Consider the following 16,617-nt stretch of genomic DNA (forward strand, 5'->3'; position numbering starts at 1 on the left):
CACCCTCACCTCCGCCACGGCGGGACCGGCGCAAAGCGTTTGCCGATCCAGTCGGCGAAGGCACGTGTCTTGGCGGCTTGCCCCTTGGCCGAAGGCATGACGACATAGACGGCGCCCTCGTCGGCAAGCGTCCAGTCCTCCAGCACTGGCACCAGACGGCCGTCGGCGAGCTCGCGTCCGACCAGCCAATCCGTGCTCATCATCAGTCCGACGCCTTGCACGGCGGCTTCGACCAGTACCTCGGCATCATCGGTGACCAGCGGCCCGGAGACCTCGATACTGACGCGACGGCCCGAACTGTCGGTCATCTCCCAGGCCGGAAAGGTCTGGAAGCCTGAGAAGCCCAGGCAACTGTGTTCCAGCAGTGCTTCAGGTTCAGTCGGCGTGCCCCGGCGGGCGAGGTAGGACGGCGCGGCGCACAGCAGCCGCCGCCGTGTAGCGACCTTGCGCGCCACCAGCCGCGAATCCTCCAGCGCGCCGAGACGCACGGCGACATCGAAATTCTCGGCGACGAGATCGACGAAGCGGTTGGAGAACTCGGCCTCGATACGGACATCGGGAAATTCGGCGAGAAACTGCGGCAGCAGCGGGCCGATCCACATGCGCCCGAACGAGCCGGGCAGCGCCAGCCGCAGCACGCCGCGCGGCCCGCCGCCGGCATGCGCCGACGCGGCAGCCTCGGCCTCGTCGACCGCAGCCAGGATGGCGCGGACCCGGATGAGAAATTCCGAACCCGCCTCGGTCAGCGATACGCTTCGTGTCGTCCGGTGCAGCAGGCGCACGCCCAACCGCTCTTCCAGCGAGGCAAGGCGCCGCGACAGGATCGTCGCGTCGCGGCCGATGCGAGCAGCCGCCCTGGTGAAGGAGCGTGCTTCGGCGATGGCCGCGAAGGCGGCCATTTCGACCAATGCTGCCGGTTCGTGCGATTGCTGCATCAGGCGCAGAGCTCAAATGTAAAACACAAGGATTATATACCAATAGCGCAGCAGCTAGTTTCACTCAATCCCGGCCCGTCAATCGGCCATCAACCGGAGTGAGACATGAAAGCGATCGAACTGACTGCCCCGAGACTGGACGCGTTTCGCGCGGCCACCGTTCCCACGCCTGAACCGCAACGCGGCGAAGTGCTGATCCGCCTGCGCGCCGCAAGCCTCAATTTTGTCGATGTCGCGATAGCGAGCGGCAACTATCCAGGTCCGAGCTTTCCGCTCATTCCCGTCGTCGACGGCGCCGGCGAGATCGTCGGCATCGGCGAGGGCGTGTCGAGGCTCGCCATCAACGACCGCGTCATCGCCCATGCAAAACCGCGCTGGATCGGCGGCCGTCCGCGGCCTTACGAGACCAGAGAGATGCGCGGGCTGACACTGCCCGGCTCGCTCGCCGAATATGTCGCGCTGCCGGCCAATGCCGTCGTGCCGATGCCGGCGCATCTGTCCTTCGAAGCGGCAGCGACGCTGCCGATCGCCGGCACCACCGCGTGGAATGCGCTTCGCGCCGCCGATGCCGGGCCGGGGTCGGTCGTCGTCCTGCTCGGTACCGGCGGTGTCTCGATCCTGACCCTGCAGCTGGCCAAGGCAGCCGGCGCCACGGTCATCATCACCTCGTCGTCTGACGAAAAGCTGGCCCGCGCCAAGGCCTTGGGTGCGGATCATCTCATAAATTATCGTGAGACGCCGGACTGGGACGCCAAGGTGCTCGAGTTGACCGACGGCCTCGGCGCCGATCTGATCGTCGAAACCGGCGGCGCGGCGACCTTCGCCCGCTCCATCAATGCCGCGGCGCCCGGCGGCACGGTGTTCGCCATCGGCTTCGTCACCGGCGCCGAGGCCACCACGAACCTGCTGCCGATCATCATCAAGGCACTCAAGGTGGTGGGCAACAACACCGGTTCGGTATCCGACCTGCGCGACGCGGCGCGGGCCATCGGCGCCGCCCGTATCGATCCGGTCATCGACACGGTCTACAGCCAGCATCAGGCGACCGAGGCCTACGCCCATATGGCGGCCGGCGGCCGGCATTTCGGCAAGCTTGCATTCAGTCTGTCGTGGTGAGCCTGAAAAAGGCAAAGCGTCGAAGCTGCCGATCTCCCCTCTGGCGGCAGGGCTATCGCAGATGGAAAGCCGAGGCTTTCGCTCTACGACGTACCCCCACCCCTAACCCCTCCCCACAAGGGGGAGGGAGACTTCCGTTGGCGCTGACCTCGGCAAATTGCCTGCCTTTCGGCGCCAAAAGGGGAAGTGAGGGCGCGCGGCAGCGTTCCCTCCCCCTTGTGGGGAGGGTTAGGGTGGGGGTCCATCTTCGTAAGAATCCAAATGCGATTGCCCTGCCTCTGGCGGGGAGATCGGTCGTCACCTCGGCTTTCGCCAATCGCCAACGCGCCGACAGTCGCAACCTCCGCCTAAATCAGCTTCTCCAGCGTGATCGGCAGATCCCGCACCCTTTTCCCGGTGGCGTGGAATACCGCGTTGGCGATCGCCGGCGCCACGCCGACGATGCCCAGCTCGCCGACCCCCTTGCCGCCCAGCACCGAGGAATGCGGATCGGGAATACCGACCGAGATCACCTCGATGTCGGGAATGTCTGCATTGGTGGCGATGAGATAGTCGGCGAAATTGTCGTTGACGATGCGGCCGTGGCGGCGGTCGACGATGCCCTCCTCGAGCAGCGCCTGGCCGATGCCCATGATGATGCCGCCCTTCCATTGGCTTTCGGCGAGCTTGGGATTGTAGAGCCGGCCCGAATCCAGCGCCGACACCACGCGGGAGACGCGAACCGTGCCAAAGTCCTCGTCGACACGGACTTCGATGAAATGCGCGCACCAGCTGTGGCGGGAATAGTCGCCCTCGGTGTGTGGCAGCGCCATGGCTATGGTGGTGTAGTTCTTGTAGCGGTCCTCGACCGTCGAATTGGCCGGCATGGTGTCGCCCTTCGCCTCGATATGCTCGCGCCCGACGCTGCTGAGCAGTTCGGCGATCGAAACCTCAGGGCCGTTGCCGCGCGGCGAGGCGATGCGGCCATTGGCGACGACGAGCGTGTTGGCCTGCAGCGCATGGAACGGCGAAGCCGGATCGCTGATGGCGAGCCCGATCAGCTGGTCGAGCGCGGCACTCGCCGCCTTGTGGACGGCGCCGGTCATCACCCCGGCCAGCCGCGAACCGCCGGTGACGCCAGCACGGGCATAGCGGGAATCGCCAAGCTTGACGACGACGTTTTCCGCCGGCACGCCCACCACCTCGGCGGCGGTCTGCGCCAGGATCGTGTAGGTGCCCTGCCCCATGTCGATCGATGAGCTTTCGACCTCGACCGAGCCGTCGGCGAGAATGCGCACGACCGCCTCGCCATAGGCGCGCCGCACCGGATAGGTACCTGCCGCGACACCCCAGCCGATCAGCTGGTTGCCGTCGCGCATCGAACGCGGCCGGGGGTTCCGCTTCGACCAGCCAAAGGCTTCGGCGCCGGCCGCGAAGGCCTCACGCAGCTGCCGTGTCGACCACGGCTTCTTCGCATGCGGATCCTGCTCGGCATAATTCCTGAGCCGGATTTCCAGCGGATCGATACCGACCTCATAGGCGAGCTCGTCGATGGCGCTTTCGATGCCGAAGGCGCTCGGGTTCTCGCCCGGCGCGCGCAATGCCCCCGGCACCACCGTGTTGACCCGCACGACGTTCTGCCGCGACGAGAAATTCGGCGTCGCGTACATGACCGAGGTGACCGAGCCGAGCGGCTCGACCCACATGCCGTCGACCGAGGTCTCGTTGACGCCGCGATGCACGATCGACTGGATCTGGCCCTCCGCGTTGGCGCCGAGCGCCACGGTCTGGCGCGTCGCCGCCCGTCCGCCATAGGCGGTGAAGGTCTGCGGCCTGGTGACCGCCAGCTTCACCGGCCGTCCCAGCATTTTCGCGGCGACTGCCGCTACAGCGCCGTAGCCATAGGCAAACGCCTTGGAGCCGAAGCCGCCGCCAATATAAGGCGAGACCAGTCGTACATTCTCGAACGGCACGCCGAACCATTCGGCATAGGTCCGCGCCATGCCGTCGAGCCATTGGCTCGGCTCCCAGACCGTCAGCTGGTCGCCCTGCCACTTTGCGATCAGGCCATGCGGCTCCATCGGCGCCTGGTATTCGCGCGGCGTGTTGTAGGCGTTGCAGATCCTGACCGGAGCCGAGGCGAACGCTGTCTCCGCCTCGCCCCATTCCTTGGTCATCGCATCGACCGGGATGCCGTCGCCGGCCTTTGGGTCGCTGAGGTCGACGATCGCCGGCGCCTCGTCATAGGCAATCCTGACCAGCGCCGCGGCCGCGACCGCCTGCTCGAAACTCTCGGCCACCACCGCCGCGACATGCTGGCCGCTGAAGGTGATGTCGCGCGCCAGCGGGCAATAGGCGACGTCCGGCGGCGGCGTACCCAGCCAGTCCGTTGCGGTTCTCAGCGGCAGGATATTGTCGGGCGTCAGCACCAGCAGCACGCCGGGCGACGCCTTGGCCGCGGCCGTGTCGATCGAACGCACCCGGCCGGCGGCAATGGTGCTCTCGACCAGCACCGCATGGGTAAGCCCCTCGAGCTGCTGCTCGACGGCGTATTTGGCGGCACCGGTGATCTTGGCCGGGCCGTCGACGCGCGACAGCCGGCCGCCGACCTGGTCGGCGAGGACGGCACCGTCCGAAGCGTCGCCGCGTTTGGCATCGCCGGGTCTTGTTCTCAACTCGTGAACGGTCATGCCGTTTCTCCCATTTTGAGGATGGCGCGGGCGACGACGCGCGGCGCCAGTTCGATCTTGTAGTGGTTGGCGCCATGGTCGACGGCGCCCTCGACGGCGAGCAGGCTGGCTTGCCTGACGACCTCCGGCTCGAGCACTTTGCCTTTCAGCGCCTCTTCGACGGCAAGGGCGCGCCATGGCTTGGTGGCGACGCCGCCAAGCGCGACGCGCAGATCGCGGATCGTCCTTCCGTCGGCCTCGAATTCGATGCCGACCGCGGCACTTGCCGCGGCGAATTCATAGGACTGGCGGTCGCGGACCTTGAGATAGGTCGAGCGGCGGGCAGCGGCCGAAGCGGGAATGCCGATCGCGGTGATCATCTCGCCGGGCTCGATCGCATGTTCCCTTTCGGGCGTGCTGCCAGGCAACAGGAAAAAATCATCGACGGCGACCTGACGGTCGCCGAGATGGACGATCGCATCGAAGGCGACGAGTGCAACCGCCAGGTCGCCGGGATAGGTGGCGATGCAGGCCTCGCTGGTGCCGAGCACGGCATGGCCGCGGGTGACGCCGCCGATCGCCGAGCAGCCGCTGCCGGGCGAGCGCTTGTTGCAAGCGGGGAAATTCGCCGGATCGCGGAAATAGGGGCAGCGCGTACGCTGCATCAGATTGCCGCCGATCGTCGCCATGTTGCGCAGCTGCGCCGACGCCGCCTGCCACAATGCTTCCGAGACTGCGGGGAACCGGCTCTTGATATCGGCATGGTCGGCGACGCGGCTCATCCTGGCCAGCGCGCCGATCGTGGCGCCCCGGTCATCAACGGCAATCGTGTCCAGTCCCTTGAGATGGGTGATGTCGACCACGGTCTCGGGTTCGGCAACGCCGCATTTCGCGAGATCGACAAGCGTCGTGCCGCCGGCCAGAAGCATGGCGCCGGGAAGTGCTGCTGCCTCACGGGCTGCATCGACGGAGCCGGCGCGGAGATACGAAAAGTCCCTCATGACGCGGCCTCCATGGCCACCTGGCGCACGGCGGCGACGATATGCGGATAGGCGCCGCAGCGGCAGAGATTGCCGGCCATGTATTCGCGGATCTCCTCATCCGAGCCGGCATGGCCTTCGCGAATGCAGGCGACCGCCGACATGATCTGGCCCGGCGTGCAATAGCCGCACTGGAAGGCATCCTGTTCGAGGAAGGCGGCCTGCACCGCATGCAGCGTGCCATCCTCCCCGGCAAGCCCTTCGATGGTGGTGATGTCCCTGCTTTCAGCCTGAGTGGCAAGCGTCAGGCAGGCCAGCACGCGCTGGCCGTCGATATGAACGGTGCAGGCGCCGCACTGGCCCTGGTCGCAGCCCTTCTTGGTGCCGGTCAGCCCGAGATGGTCGCGCAAGGCGTCGAGCAGGGTAACGCGCGGTTCGACCTCCAGCTCATGTCGATGTCCGTTGATTCGAAGTTGGATTGGAGTTCGGGTTTTGCTTGTCATGGGGCGTCTGGCTCCAGTTGCTTGACGCGGGAGGGGATGATCTGGTGCCCGGCCGGCGAGCGGCAAGGTCAGCTTATGGCTAGGTGAAGGCTATCTTCCCCTTGGGGGAAGTGCCCGGCAGGGCAGAGGGGGTCGGTTCGACTTGGCGCGAGCTCCGGGAGGGCTGCGGCTTGGGAGGTCGAAAGACGTGACATACCCGATCCCGTGATTACATGAGAAAGGCGCTCCACAATCGGAGGCGCCTCCGTTTGTTACCTAAGGGCCTGCTCCGCCCTGTTCAAGCCCCGGATCGAAAATGATCAAAATTGGAGGAAATTGGCAGGGCAGCCGGCCGTCATGTCTGGAGACAAAAAAGCACCACCGGCCCAAGCCGGTGGTGCTCTCTGAACTGTCTGTAGGGGCAGGACAGTCCAATGATCCTGAGGGGATCGTGCTCAACATGGGCTCATTTTTGCCCCACGGCATCGGCCGAACAGATGACGAGTGCCGGCCGCGAGGAAATATCCTCCGTCGTCATCCTCCGGACGTCATCCACGGGCCGTGCACCGGAGGCGGGCAAGATGCCTCGCCTGCCGGAACGCCGGCCCAGACTCGATCCTGTGATTATATTTACTTGCGATTATATTTGTCGGAGACGTAACGAAGGTGGAAGCGTCTGCGTTCTTGAAACGGGGCCTGCCTATCCGGGTATGCTTCGGATCAGCACTGGAGAAAAAATTGGCCGCGGAGCCGCCCGTCATTTCTGGAGACAAAACCGAAGCCGCCGTTGCAAAGCCGCTGCGCGCCGACGCGCAGCGCAACCGCGATGCTCTGGTCGAGGTCGCGGCAAAAGCCTTTGCCGCGCAAGGCGTCGATGCCTCGCTGGAGGAGATTGCGCGCCAGGCCGGCGTCGGCATCGGCACTCTCTACCGGCATTTCCCAACCCGCGAGCACCTGGTCGAGGTGGTTTATCGGCGCGAAGTGGAAGGACTGTGCCAGGCGGCCGACGAACTCGCCCGCGATCATGCGCCCGACATGGCGCTCGAACAATGGATGCAGCGCTTCGTCGACTACATCGCCACCAAGCGCGGGCTGTCGACAAGCCTGCGCATCCTGCTCACGACCAACTCAACCCTGTTCTCCGACGTTTCCGGCAGGGTGACGCTCGCCTTGCGGCGGCTGATCGATGCTGCGGTCGCCGACGGCTCGATCCGCGGCGATGTCGATGCCTCCGACGTGCTGCATGCGCTGGGCGGCATCTATTCGGCCCCGGACACCAAGGACTGGCGCGACCGCTCGCGCCGATTGGTGTCGCTGCTGATGGATGGGTTGCGGTTTGGAGCGGCCAAATCCGGCCCATCCAAGGAATAACGAATGCAGTGACTGTCCTTATTTCAGCGAGATGCTCATACCGCTGAGATCGGCATTGACTTGCAGGCCTACCTGCCTGCCCGTGAGTTCGAGTTGGGCACCCTTGTCATTGGTCATGACGATCACCTGGGCTCCTTTGCCGAGCGCGCCGCCACCGCCCGCTGCACCGTACACCCCCGTCACATCCCGGGCGCGGCGTATGTGGCGCACGGTACCTTTGAAATAGGTCTTGGAGGCGCCGAAGGCGAGGCCGCCCGAGATGCCGCCGACCGAGATGGGATATCGGCGACCATGGAAGGTCAGTGTGCCCTCGCCTCCGGAGCCGCCGATGAAAAAGGCCGCCTTGTAGACGGCGAAGCGGATCGTACCGCTGTCGGCATGCGCGACGCTGGCAAAGCTAACTGCCGCCGCAGCGATGACGGCAACTGCGACTGAACGAAATCTGGACGAAATCTTCATGATGAGAACTCCTCAAGATCGCCGCAAGCCCAGCCGGCCGGGCACGTCGGCGTCGTATCAAAGTCATAGCTGAACAGTCTCGCCCGTCATTGGTTCCAAGCACGCGGCCTGAATCCGGCTGCGAGAAGACCGCCACGAAACGAGGCGGATGGCGAGCGTAGTCCTGGCAGTAAGAACAGTGGCCGAATGGTGGGGATGATCGTAGGTGTTGAGGCGGAATGGTATTAGTCTGCGCTGTCTGGGGTTTCGGGAGCGCGGCAAAGCAATGGACTTCAACTCACGCCATGGCTACGTGCTGATCGGCGGCCTGATCCTGGTCGGTGCCGGGCTCCTGGTCGTTTCGCTGATCGTCAATCTTCGCGTGGCGCACAGTGTGCGTGACGACGTACGCCATCGTGAAAAGCTGCTGGAATATTATCGCAATATCTTTTCGCAGCTGGGCGTGATCCTGATCGGGATTGGCGTGTCCCTGTTCATCTTCTTTTTCCAGCAGAATTATCAGGACCAGCGCAAACGCGAAACGGAGCTCCAGCAGGTTCTCGCCAAACTGGCGGCGCGTGTTGCCCGCGGCAGCGCTGTCGTGGAGGCCCTCGGCGAATTCGACGCGCTGCTGGATGATGGCGGTGCCTATGTCAGTCCGGAACACGGCGGAAACAATGCCGCCGTCAGCGCCCACGGAACGGCGCTCGCCAAGCAGGTTTCGCAGATCCTTCTGGTCGAGCGCGACGTCGATGTTCAGGGGTTCGATATCCTGAATCTGTCGCGCGATTTCGAAGCATCGTTCGTCGTCAACGAGCTCAACCCAACGCTATGGTTCAACATCGTCCGGGACGAGAGCGATATCAAATATGCCACTACCCAGATCGCTCTGGATTACAAGGACCTGCAGGATGCAATCGGCGGCGAGCCGATCGAGGTTGCGATCGCCAATCCCGAAAAGGAACGGAAGATCAAGCAGGAGGTGCTCGACGTCTTTTATGATGCCGATCTGCTGCGCCAGCGCAGCAGGCGGTTTCTCGGCCGCGCGTGCTGGCTTTTCAGCACGGGGCGCGGCTTCGTCAAGCTTGCACCGGCCAATGAAATCGAAGCCGATGCCAGATCGCACCAGGAATGGATCGACCGGTCGAAAGGCTTCCTGACACAGTTGAAGTCGGGAAGCGGCAATTGCTTCAAATTGCTTCAGTTCGGCCCGGCATAGGCTCCCTCACCGCCGGTGGCTAATCCCCCACGCGCCGCAGCGTGCCGAGATGATTGTCGTTGAGAAAATCAACGGTCATGGCCGACGCCTTGCCGTCGGGGCCGAGGGCAAAGCTGACAGCCGAAGGCCTGTCCGGCATCTCGGCATCGGGGAAGGTCACGAAGAGGTCGCGGTTGAAATGCTTCAGTGGATAAGACCGCGCACCGGCAGGCCCGACCTTAAGGACAAGAGCGTCTCCTTCGCCCGACACAATAGCTTCGCCGAAGAAGTCGTTGAAGTAACGGCCTGCATAGGCACTGGCCGGCTCGGCCGGACTTGCTGGAGAGGGCGGCGCGGCATAGGTGGCCTTGGCCGCCGCAATCACCGGGCCGAACATGCTCGCATAGATATCATTCCATGCCTTTATCTTATCCTTGCCCAGGGTTCCGTCGAAGACGAGATCGGCGAAGCTGTCGGACAGCCCGTCCGGCACGCCTGTCGGAAAGGCGTTGGCGATGACGACGATGCCAAGCTTCTCCTCGGGGAAGAGCATCACCAGACTGCGTGCGCCGGTGCTGAAGGCGCCCGCATGACCCCAGATCAGCCCGTGCCGGCCGAATTCGATATTCCAGCCGAGGCCGTAGAAGGCCTCGCCTCCGGAGACGGGGTTCTTGCCGCGAACCATCAAGGGAATATGTGTCTGTTCCAGCGCATCGGCGGCAATGAGTCTCTTGCCGGCATAGACCCCGTTGCCGAGCACAAGGCGCATCCATTGCGAGAGGTCGCGTGCGGTGGAGCTGACGCCGCCTGCTGGCGCCTGCGCATCCGGATAGCGCTGGACCTTCGCGGTCCAGGCGCCATCGATTTTGGCGTGGAGCTCGGCGCGGTTGGCGTGCTTGATGAAGTCCGAATGACGGGAGCTGGTCGAGGCCATTCCAAGCGGACGGTAGAGCTTCTCTTCGGCGACCTCTTCCCATGATTTACCCGTCGGCTTCGCGGCCGCGACCGCACCCTCGGTCAGTCCGAAATTGCTGTAGGAATAGCCCGCACGAAAGCTCGATGACGGCGACGCGAACCGCAGCCGGCGCAGGATCTCCGCGCGGTCATAGCCGATGTCCTCGAGGTCGTCGCCGGCGGTGCCGGGAAGCCCGCTGCGGTGCGCAAACAGGTCGCGGACCGTGAGTTCGCTGGTCGGATAGGGCTGAGCGAGCCGGAAAGCCGGATCGAGGTCGGCGATCTTGGAATCCCACGAAGCGATCCCGTCGCTGACCAGCGCCGCCACGACGGTGGCGGAGACCGGCTTGGAGAGCGAGGCAATCTGGAAGACCGTGTCAGCATCGACGATCTCCGGTTTTCCGGCTTCGCGATGCCCGAACCCCTTGAGGAAGATCACCTCGTCGCCGTGCACGACGCCGATGGCCAGACCGGGCACGCTACCATCCGCGACGACGCCTTCGGCAAGCAATTCGAGCTTCGCAATGGCCGCGGCGACCCGGTCGGGCGTAATGGTGTCGGCCGACGCCGCCTTCGGCGAAAGCACCATGATTGCGATGACGGCCAACCTCCAACGGAGGTGGTTCCGGTTTGTGAATAGCCGCACGCTCAGCCCCCTCCGCCTCACCGGCGTGCACTATTGCAGCCTGACGCAGGGGAGGCCAGCCCCAAGGATCGCTTCCATCGACGGATGTTCGCTTCGCACCAGTCGAAATTCAGACAGCCGCGCCTGAGCTACGAAGCAGCGCGCAGGCGAAGGCGCCGCCTGCTGGCGCGGGCCTTCTCCGCCACCGCGGCGGTGATCTCGACCACGCCGTCTTCACGCGGTCTGGCGTTGGTGGCCTTGTGGAGCCGCTCATAGGGCAACAGTTCCTTGACCCGGGCTTGAAGCGACGCGACTTCGGCTCGCAGATCCTCGCATTCCTGCCGCTGGACGTCGAACTGTATCTGTTCGGATGCCTGCTGCAGGGAAAGCTGCGAAAAATTCGCGCTGACCGCGGAAAGGTTCATCTTGTCGTGTTCGCTCTCCTTCGTGAGAGCGGACAATTTTTGCTCGACAATTTGCTTTTCGGCCACCGCGTCGCTCGCTTGAGCCTTGAGCCTGGCGATCTCGGTGACGGCTTCGCTGTTGTGGTTGGAGGCGGCTTCCAGCCGCGATCGAAGGTCCTCGATTTCAGAACGCAAGCCGGTCATCTCCGCGACACTGCGTGCAAGCTCGGCTTCCCTGTCACCGTCCCTGAGGCGGGCCGCTTCCGTTATTTCCGATAGCTTCGTCTGCGCCATATCGAGCGATTTCTGCAGCCGCATTTCCTCTTTCTCGCTCTTGCCAAGCGCGGCCAGCAGTTCGGAAACCTGCGCGGCGTCATTGGCATGGACGGTCGAGAGTTCGTCCAGCCTGTGCCGCGCCTCGGCCTCCCGTTTCAGCGCCTTGTCGAGATCGATCGACAGACTGACATGCTTCTCCCGCAGCATCTCGTTCTCGCGCGAGCGTCTGTTGGCCTCGACCGCTCTGGCCGAGAGCGTTTTGACAAGCTCGCCGAACTCGGCCTCGCGTTTTGCGCTCGCATTGCCTGCGACGACGAGTTCCAGCCTTGCCGCAGCCAGCGCGCCGCGAAGTGCTTCCTTGTCCTCGACCAGGCTCGCCTCGTGCTGCTGCAGGGCCTCGATAGCGCTGTCGCGCTCGCGCTGCTTTCTGGTTGCATCGTGGAGCTGTTCGGACAGCACCCTTTGCTGCGCGGTCAGGCCGGTATTTGCCAGCTCCAATTCGTTGGCGCGAAGAATGTCGCCGTGAAGCAGTTTCAGGAATTCGCCCGTCAGATGATGCGAGGTCGCGATCTCCGACAGTTTCGCATTGATCTCCCCCAGATACTCCTGCGCGTCGTGAAAGAGCCCATCGACCGCATTTAAGGCAGCCAGCCGGGTTTGCGTATGGGGGGACAGCCGTCGTGCGGTCTCGAAGGCGTCCGCATTGGCTTCGAGCTGCGAGCTGTCATCCGTTGTCGCGAGATTCTCATCCGATACCGTCTCATCCGGCACAGTGACGTCGTTCAACGGCGACTGATCGTCCACATTGAGACATTCGCTAAACGCATCCGCCAAATCGGTTTCGAGCTCCTTGAACGCTCTCTCCACTGTCTCGGCACGCTTGATCAAACCTTTGAAATTCATGACCGAATATCCCTCTCGTGCAGCGCCGGCAAGGAGCGGATTTTCAATACTTGACCCTCGCCTCCCCCGAATGCGGGTTCATCTCCTGACGTGCGCTCTGGCCGACGCACGCTAGGGACAGGCTTGGCCACTGTCCTCGTGTGTTTGAATGACGCAAACCGTGTTCTGCCGCGCTCCATACCCGAGGCGTTGGCACCGCTCGCAAAATGCCTGCTCATTTCACCCGAAACGGATATGAAGCGGCGCAAGCCTGAGGATCGCCTGGTGATTGTCTTAAGGACCGGCCGAGCCCTCGGTGTTCTGCAGCAGCTACAAGGTCACGGCCTAAGACGACGCGTGTCACTGCCGGGAGGCCTGATCTAATAAATGCCTGACCTAATAAATGATTGTGTTGAATACGTTTCGCTGATTAGCTGCTGTGCATAGACCAGGGACAAGACCGATAAAATGTTGTCCCGGGAGGACCGCGATGCCGGTGCTTGAGGTTCGCCACGTCTCCAAGAATTTCGGGGCTATCCAGGCCCTGACCGACGTCAGCTTCCAGGTGGAGCGAGGCGAAGTCGTTGGTCTGATGGGGGACAACGGCGCCGGCAAGTCGACGATAGTCAAGACTGTGGCCGGGAATTTTCCTCCGAGCGACGGCGAAATTGTAGTCGAGGGCGAGGTGTGCCACTTCCACCAGCCCGTGCAGGCCCGCGCCAAGGGGATCGAAGTTGTTTATCAGGACCTGGCGCTCGCCGATAATCTGACGGCCGCGCAGAACGTCTTTCTGGGGCGCGAGATCAAGAAGGGCTTCTGGCCGATCAGGATTCTTGACAAGCAGGCGATGATCGATCGCTCGGCAGCGCTGTTCAAGGAACTCAAATCGGAAACCCGGCCGCGCGACCTCGTCAGGAAGATGTCGGGTGGGCAGCGCCAGGCGGTCGCCATCGCGCGGACCCGGCTTTCAAATGCCAAGCTGGTGCTGATGGACGAACCAACGGCCGCCATCTCAGTGCGCCAGGTGGCGGAAGTACTCGAACTGATCCGACGCCTCAAAGCACAAGGAGTCGGCGTCATGCTGATCAGTCACCGAATGCCTGACGTGTTCGCCGTGGCAGATCGCATTATCGTCCTCAGGCGGGGCTCGAAAGTTGCCGACAAGCCAGCCGACAAAACATCGCCCGAGGAAATCACCGGACTGATAACGGGGGCCATCCGTGGCGAATAGTGTTCAGGAGTCAGTTGGCGTTCAGGGCTCAGTCGAAGAACATGGCAGGCCGGCCATGTCGGATTTCGTCCCGACCAAGGAAAAAACAGTTCTCCAACGTGTGATTTCAAGTCAGCCCTTCTGGGTGATGATCGCGCTCATCGCGCTCGTCATGTTGATGACTGCGATGGAGCCGAGCTTCGGCACCTCTGAAAACGTCGCCAATGTGACGCGCAACTTCGCACCTTTCGGCATCATGGCACTTGGCATGACGATCGTCATCATCACCGGCGGTATCGATCTGTCGGTCGGCTCCGTCATGGGTCTCGTGGTCATCGTCGCCGGCCTGTTCCTCACCTGGCATTATCCCTGGTACGTCGCCTTCGCCATGGGCCTTTTCTCCGGTCTGGCCTGTGGCGCGGTCAACGGATTCTTTGTCGCCTATGTCGGGATGCCGTCCTTTGTGGTCACCCTCGGCATGCTGTCCGTCGCGCGTTCGCTGGCGGTCGTATTCTCGGCCAACCAGATGCTCTACCAGTTCGGGCCCGATGCTCCGATCGTGAAGGCAATCGGTCAGTGGAAATGGCCGCGGCATGGTCCGAACGACTGGGCACCGCATTGGATACCAGAACTGTCGTCACAGTTCTGGACCATGGTGATCCTGGCCCTGATTGTCGGCTTCGTATTCAACTTCACAGCCTGGGCCCGGCATCTGTTCGCCATCGGCGGCAATGAGGAGGCGGCACGGCTCACCGGCGTTCCGGTCAACTGGATTAAATTCGAGGCCTATGTCTTCTCGGCTTTCACCGCCGCGCTCGCCTCGCTCCTGCTCCTCGGCTATAACGGTTCGGCTATAAATGCCATGGGCCAGGGCTACGAACTGCGCGTTATCGCCGCGACAGTCATTGGCGGCGCCAGCCTCATGGGCGGCGCCGGCACGGCCTTCGGTGCGATCATCGGTTCGGCCTTCCTCGAGGTGATCAGGAATGCGCTGCTGATGGCCGGCATCGATTCAAACTGGCAGGGTGCCTTCGTCGGCGCCTTCATCGTTCTTGCGGTTCTCTTGGGCATGCAAACGGGCGGCAAATCGATTCTCGCCGCGTCGCTGGCAGTCTTGATGCCCAAAAAACGCCGCTAGAAACCCGCCGGCGGGAGGCTTGCGGGACATCACACCAAGGAGGAGAACGTCACATGAAAAAACATCTGCTGACGGCCGCCGTCGCGCTTGGCGCAATGGTGCTTGCCGTTTCCGGCGCCCAGGCGAAATACACCTTCGCCCTGGTGCCGAAGAACATGAACAATCCTTTCTTCGACCAGGCACGCGACGGCTGCAAGAAAGCCGAGGCCGAATCCAATGGCGCCGTGGAGTGCATGTATATCGGCCCCGGCGAACATGGTGGTGGCGACGAGCAGGTGCAGATCGTGCAGGATCTCGTGGCCAAGAAGGTGGACGGCATCGCCGTGTCGCCATCGAACGCCGCCGCGATGGCGGTTGCGCTGCAGGCCGCCAAGGAAGCCGGCATCCCGGTCCTCACCTGGGACTCCGATCTCCTGCCCGAAAACAAGGATCTGCGCGTTGCCTATATCGGCACGCACAATTATGAGATCGGCGAGAACCTCGCCAAGCTTGTCATGCAGATCAAGCCCAAAGGCGGCACGATCTGCATCCAGTCCGGCGGCGCCGCGGCGGCCAACCACAACGAGCGCATGCAGGGCATTCGCGATACGCTTTCGGGCACCAAATCGGCGGCCTCGCCCGGGGATCGGCTGACGGGCCAGAACGGCTGGACCGAAATCGAAGGCTGTCCGCTCTACACCAACGATGATTTCCCGCTTTCGGTGCAACAGTTCGAGGATATCATGGCGAAAAACCCGAACCTCGACGCATTCGTCCCAACCGGTGGCTTCCCGCAGTTCATTCCCGACGCCAACCGCGCCGCGGTCGCACCGTACAAGGACAAGATCGCCTCGAAAGCCCTGGCCCTTGTCGTTGCCGACACGCTTCCGGTACAGATCGACCAGATGAAGGAAGGTTTCTCCCTTGGCCAGGTCGGTCAGCGGCCGTTCGAGATGGGCTACAAGACGATGATGGCGCTGAAGGACATGAAGGAGGGCAAGGCTCCGCCGGCCGACCCGACCTACACGGGCCTCGATGTCTGCACTCCGGAGACAGCCGACACCTGCGTCGCCAAATAGCGCTTTTGGGCGGGAGGAAACTCCCGCCCTTTTCATAGGGGATCTCAATGCCGGAATTGTTCTCGCTCAAGGGCCGTGTCGCATTGGTCACGGGTGCCTCGCGTGGTCTTGGTTTTGCCATGGCCAAGGCACTTGCCGAAAACGGTGCGACGGTGATCGTCAATGCCCGCGACGTGGCCGCCCTTTCCGTGGCGGCCGAAAGGATCGGTGCAGAAGCCCTGCCGTTCGATGTCACCGACGCGGCGATCTCAAGGGCGTCGCTCGAAGGAATCGTCGAACGCCACGGCCGCCTCGATATTCTGGTCAACAACGCCGGCATCCAGCATCGGAAACCGCTGGTCGAATGGCAGGACGAGGATTTCAACCATGTGGTTGCCGTCAATCTGTCGGCTTGCTTCCGCATGATGCGCGACGCGGTGCGCCTGATGCTGCCAAACAAGTTCGGGCGCATAATAAACACCGGATCGGTCGCAGCGATCCTTGGCCGCCCCACCATTCACGCCTATGTGGCGGCAAAGGCGGGCCTGCACGGGCTGACACGCTCCACTGCCGCTGAGCTGGGCCGTCACGGCATCACCGTCAACGCCATCGCCCCCGGCTATTTCGCCACCGAGCTCAACACCGCACTTATGCACGACGAGGCCTTCACCAAATGGGTCGAGGCACGAACCCCCGCGGGCCGCTGGGCCCAGCCTGAGGAGCTCGGCGGAGCCGTGGTGTTTCTCGCCTCCGACGCTGCCGCTTACGTCAACGGGCACGTGCTGGCGGTTGACGGCGGGCTATCGGTTTCCCTGTGATTTCAACCGGCGACACCGTGCCGGGAGGGCGTGCCTGCTAGCCGCCTGAAATGACGACTTGATGCATGCGCTGCTGGCCCGGTCCCCTGCGCGGACGCCGACGCC

At 63.4% G+C, this 16,617-nt stretch carries 14 protein-coding genes; 7 read left to right on the forward strand and 7 right to left on the reverse strand.

The features are described from left to right. Positions 1-5: 5 nt before the first annotated feature. Positions 6-935 carry a LysR family transcriptional regulator gene (locus NKH99_RS22360; RefSeq protein ID WP_352490004.1) on the reverse strand — a complete coding sequence of 310 codons (930 nt, stop codon included), beginning with the start codon at positions 933-935 and terminating at the stop codon, positions 6-8. A 105-nt stretch (positions 936-1,040) separates the two neighbouring features. On the opposite strand from NKH99_RS22360, the gene NKH99_RS22365 reads away from it, so the two are divergent. Beyond that, a complete protein-coding gene (locus NKH99_RS22365; RefSeq protein WP_352774396.1) occupies positions 1,041-2,051 on the forward strand; it encodes a zinc-dependent alcohol dehydrogenase family protein in 1,011 nt (336 codons plus the stop codon). A 347-nt stretch (positions 2,052-2,398) separates the two neighbouring features. On the opposite strand, the gene NKH99_RS22370 is transcribed toward NKH99_RS22365, so the two are convergent. Genes NKH99_RS22370 through NKH99_RS22380 form a run of 3 tightly spaced genes read right to left on the reverse strand, consistent with a single transcriptional unit; the run spans position 2,399 to position 6,182 of the window. After that, on the reverse strand, positions 2,399-4,720 hold the full coding sequence (locus NKH99_RS22370; RefSeq protein ID WP_353015573.1) for a xanthine dehydrogenase family protein molybdopterin-binding subunit: 2,322 nt from the start codon (positions 4,718-4,720) through the stop codon (positions 2,399-2,401). Further along, positions 4,717-5,700 carry an FAD binding domain-containing protein gene (locus NKH99_RS22375; protein ID WP_352458226.1) on the reverse strand — a complete coding sequence of 328 codons (984 nt, stop codon included), beginning with the start codon at positions 5,698-5,700 and terminating at the stop codon, positions 4,717-4,719. Before NKH99_RS22375 ends, NKH99_RS22370 begins: the two co-directional genes overlap by 4 nt. Then, positions 5,697-6,182, reverse strand: coding sequence for a (2Fe-2S)-binding protein (locus tag NKH99_RS22380; protein WP_352489999.1), 486 nt, complete (start codon positions 6,180-6,182; stop codon positions 5,697-5,699). Before NKH99_RS22380 ends, NKH99_RS22375 begins: the two co-directional genes overlap by 4 nt. 717 nt (positions 6,183-6,899) lie before the next feature. Here NKH99_RS22380 and NKH99_RS22385 point away from each other — a divergent pair. Further along, complete coding sequence (locus NKH99_RS22385; RefSeq protein ID WP_023677324.1) at positions 6,900-7,532, forward strand: TetR/AcrR family transcriptional regulator; 633 nt, start codon at positions 6,900-6,902, stop codon at positions 7,530-7,532. Positions 7,533-7,550: 18 nt separating this feature from the next. On the opposite strand, the gene NKH99_RS22390 is transcribed toward NKH99_RS22385, so the two are convergent. Then, positions 7,551-7,991, reverse strand: a complete 441-nt coding sequence (locus NKH99_RS22390; RefSeq protein ID WP_352451439.1) for a lipid-binding SYLF domain-containing protein — start codon at positions 7,989-7,991, stop codon at positions 7,551-7,553. Positions 7,992-8,256: 265 nt separating this feature from the next. Here NKH99_RS22390 and NKH99_RS22395 point away from each other — a divergent pair, with 265 nt between their 5' ends. Beyond that, on the forward strand, positions 8,257-9,189 hold the full coding sequence (locus NKH99_RS22395; RefSeq protein WP_353015581.1) for a hypothetical protein: 933 nt from the start codon (positions 8,257-8,259) through the stop codon (positions 9,187-9,189). Positions 9,190-9,208: 19 nt separating this feature from the next. On the opposite strand, the gene NKH99_RS22400 is transcribed toward NKH99_RS22395, so the two are convergent. Further along, a complete protein-coding gene (locus NKH99_RS22400) occupies positions 9,209-10,711 on the reverse strand; it encodes a serine hydrolase (protein WP_352472204.1) in 1,503 nt (500 codons plus the stop codon). A gap of 185 nt (positions 10,712-10,896) precedes the next feature. Then, on the reverse strand, positions 10,897-12,330 hold the full coding sequence (locus tag NKH99_RS22405; RefSeq protein WP_352472183.1) for a coiled-coil domain-containing protein: 1,434 nt from the start codon (positions 12,328-12,330) through the stop codon (positions 10,897-10,899). A gap of 469 nt (positions 12,331-12,799) precedes the next feature. On the opposite strand from NKH99_RS22405, the gene NKH99_RS22410 reads away from it, so the two are divergent. The 4 genes from NKH99_RS22410 to NKH99_RS22425 are packed head-to-tail and all read left to right on the forward strand — an operon-like array spanning position 12,800 to position 16,512. Continuing rightward, complete coding sequence (locus tag NKH99_RS22410) at positions 12,800-13,540, forward strand: ATP-binding cassette domain-containing protein (RefSeq protein ID WP_254819718.1); 741 nt, start codon at positions 12,800-12,802, stop codon at positions 13,538-13,540. A 55-nt stretch (positions 13,541-13,595) separates the two neighbouring features. Then, positions 13,596-14,657 (forward strand): ABC transporter permease, encoded by a 1,062-nt coding sequence (locus NKH99_RS22415; protein WP_352489990.1) that lies wholly within the window; start codon positions 13,596-13,598, stop codon positions 14,655-14,657. Between the two features lie 53 nt (positions 14,658-14,710). Beyond that, complete coding sequence (locus NKH99_RS22420) at positions 14,711-15,715, forward strand: sugar-binding protein (RefSeq protein WP_352489989.1); 1,005 nt, start codon at positions 14,711-14,713, stop codon at positions 15,713-15,715. 47 nt (positions 15,716-15,762) lie between these two features. After that, positions 15,763-16,512, forward strand: coding sequence for a glucose 1-dehydrogenase (locus NKH99_RS22425; protein ID WP_352489988.1), 750 nt, complete (start codon positions 15,763-15,765; stop codon positions 16,510-16,512). The last annotated feature ends 105 nt before the right edge of the window (positions 16,513-16,617 follow it).

Origin of the sequence: Mesorhizobium sp. M0854 (assembly GCF_040319815.1) — a bacterium.
In the GTDB taxonomy this organism is placed as follows: Bacteria; Pseudomonadota; Alphaproteobacteria; order Rhizobiales; family Rhizobiaceae; genus Mesorhizobium.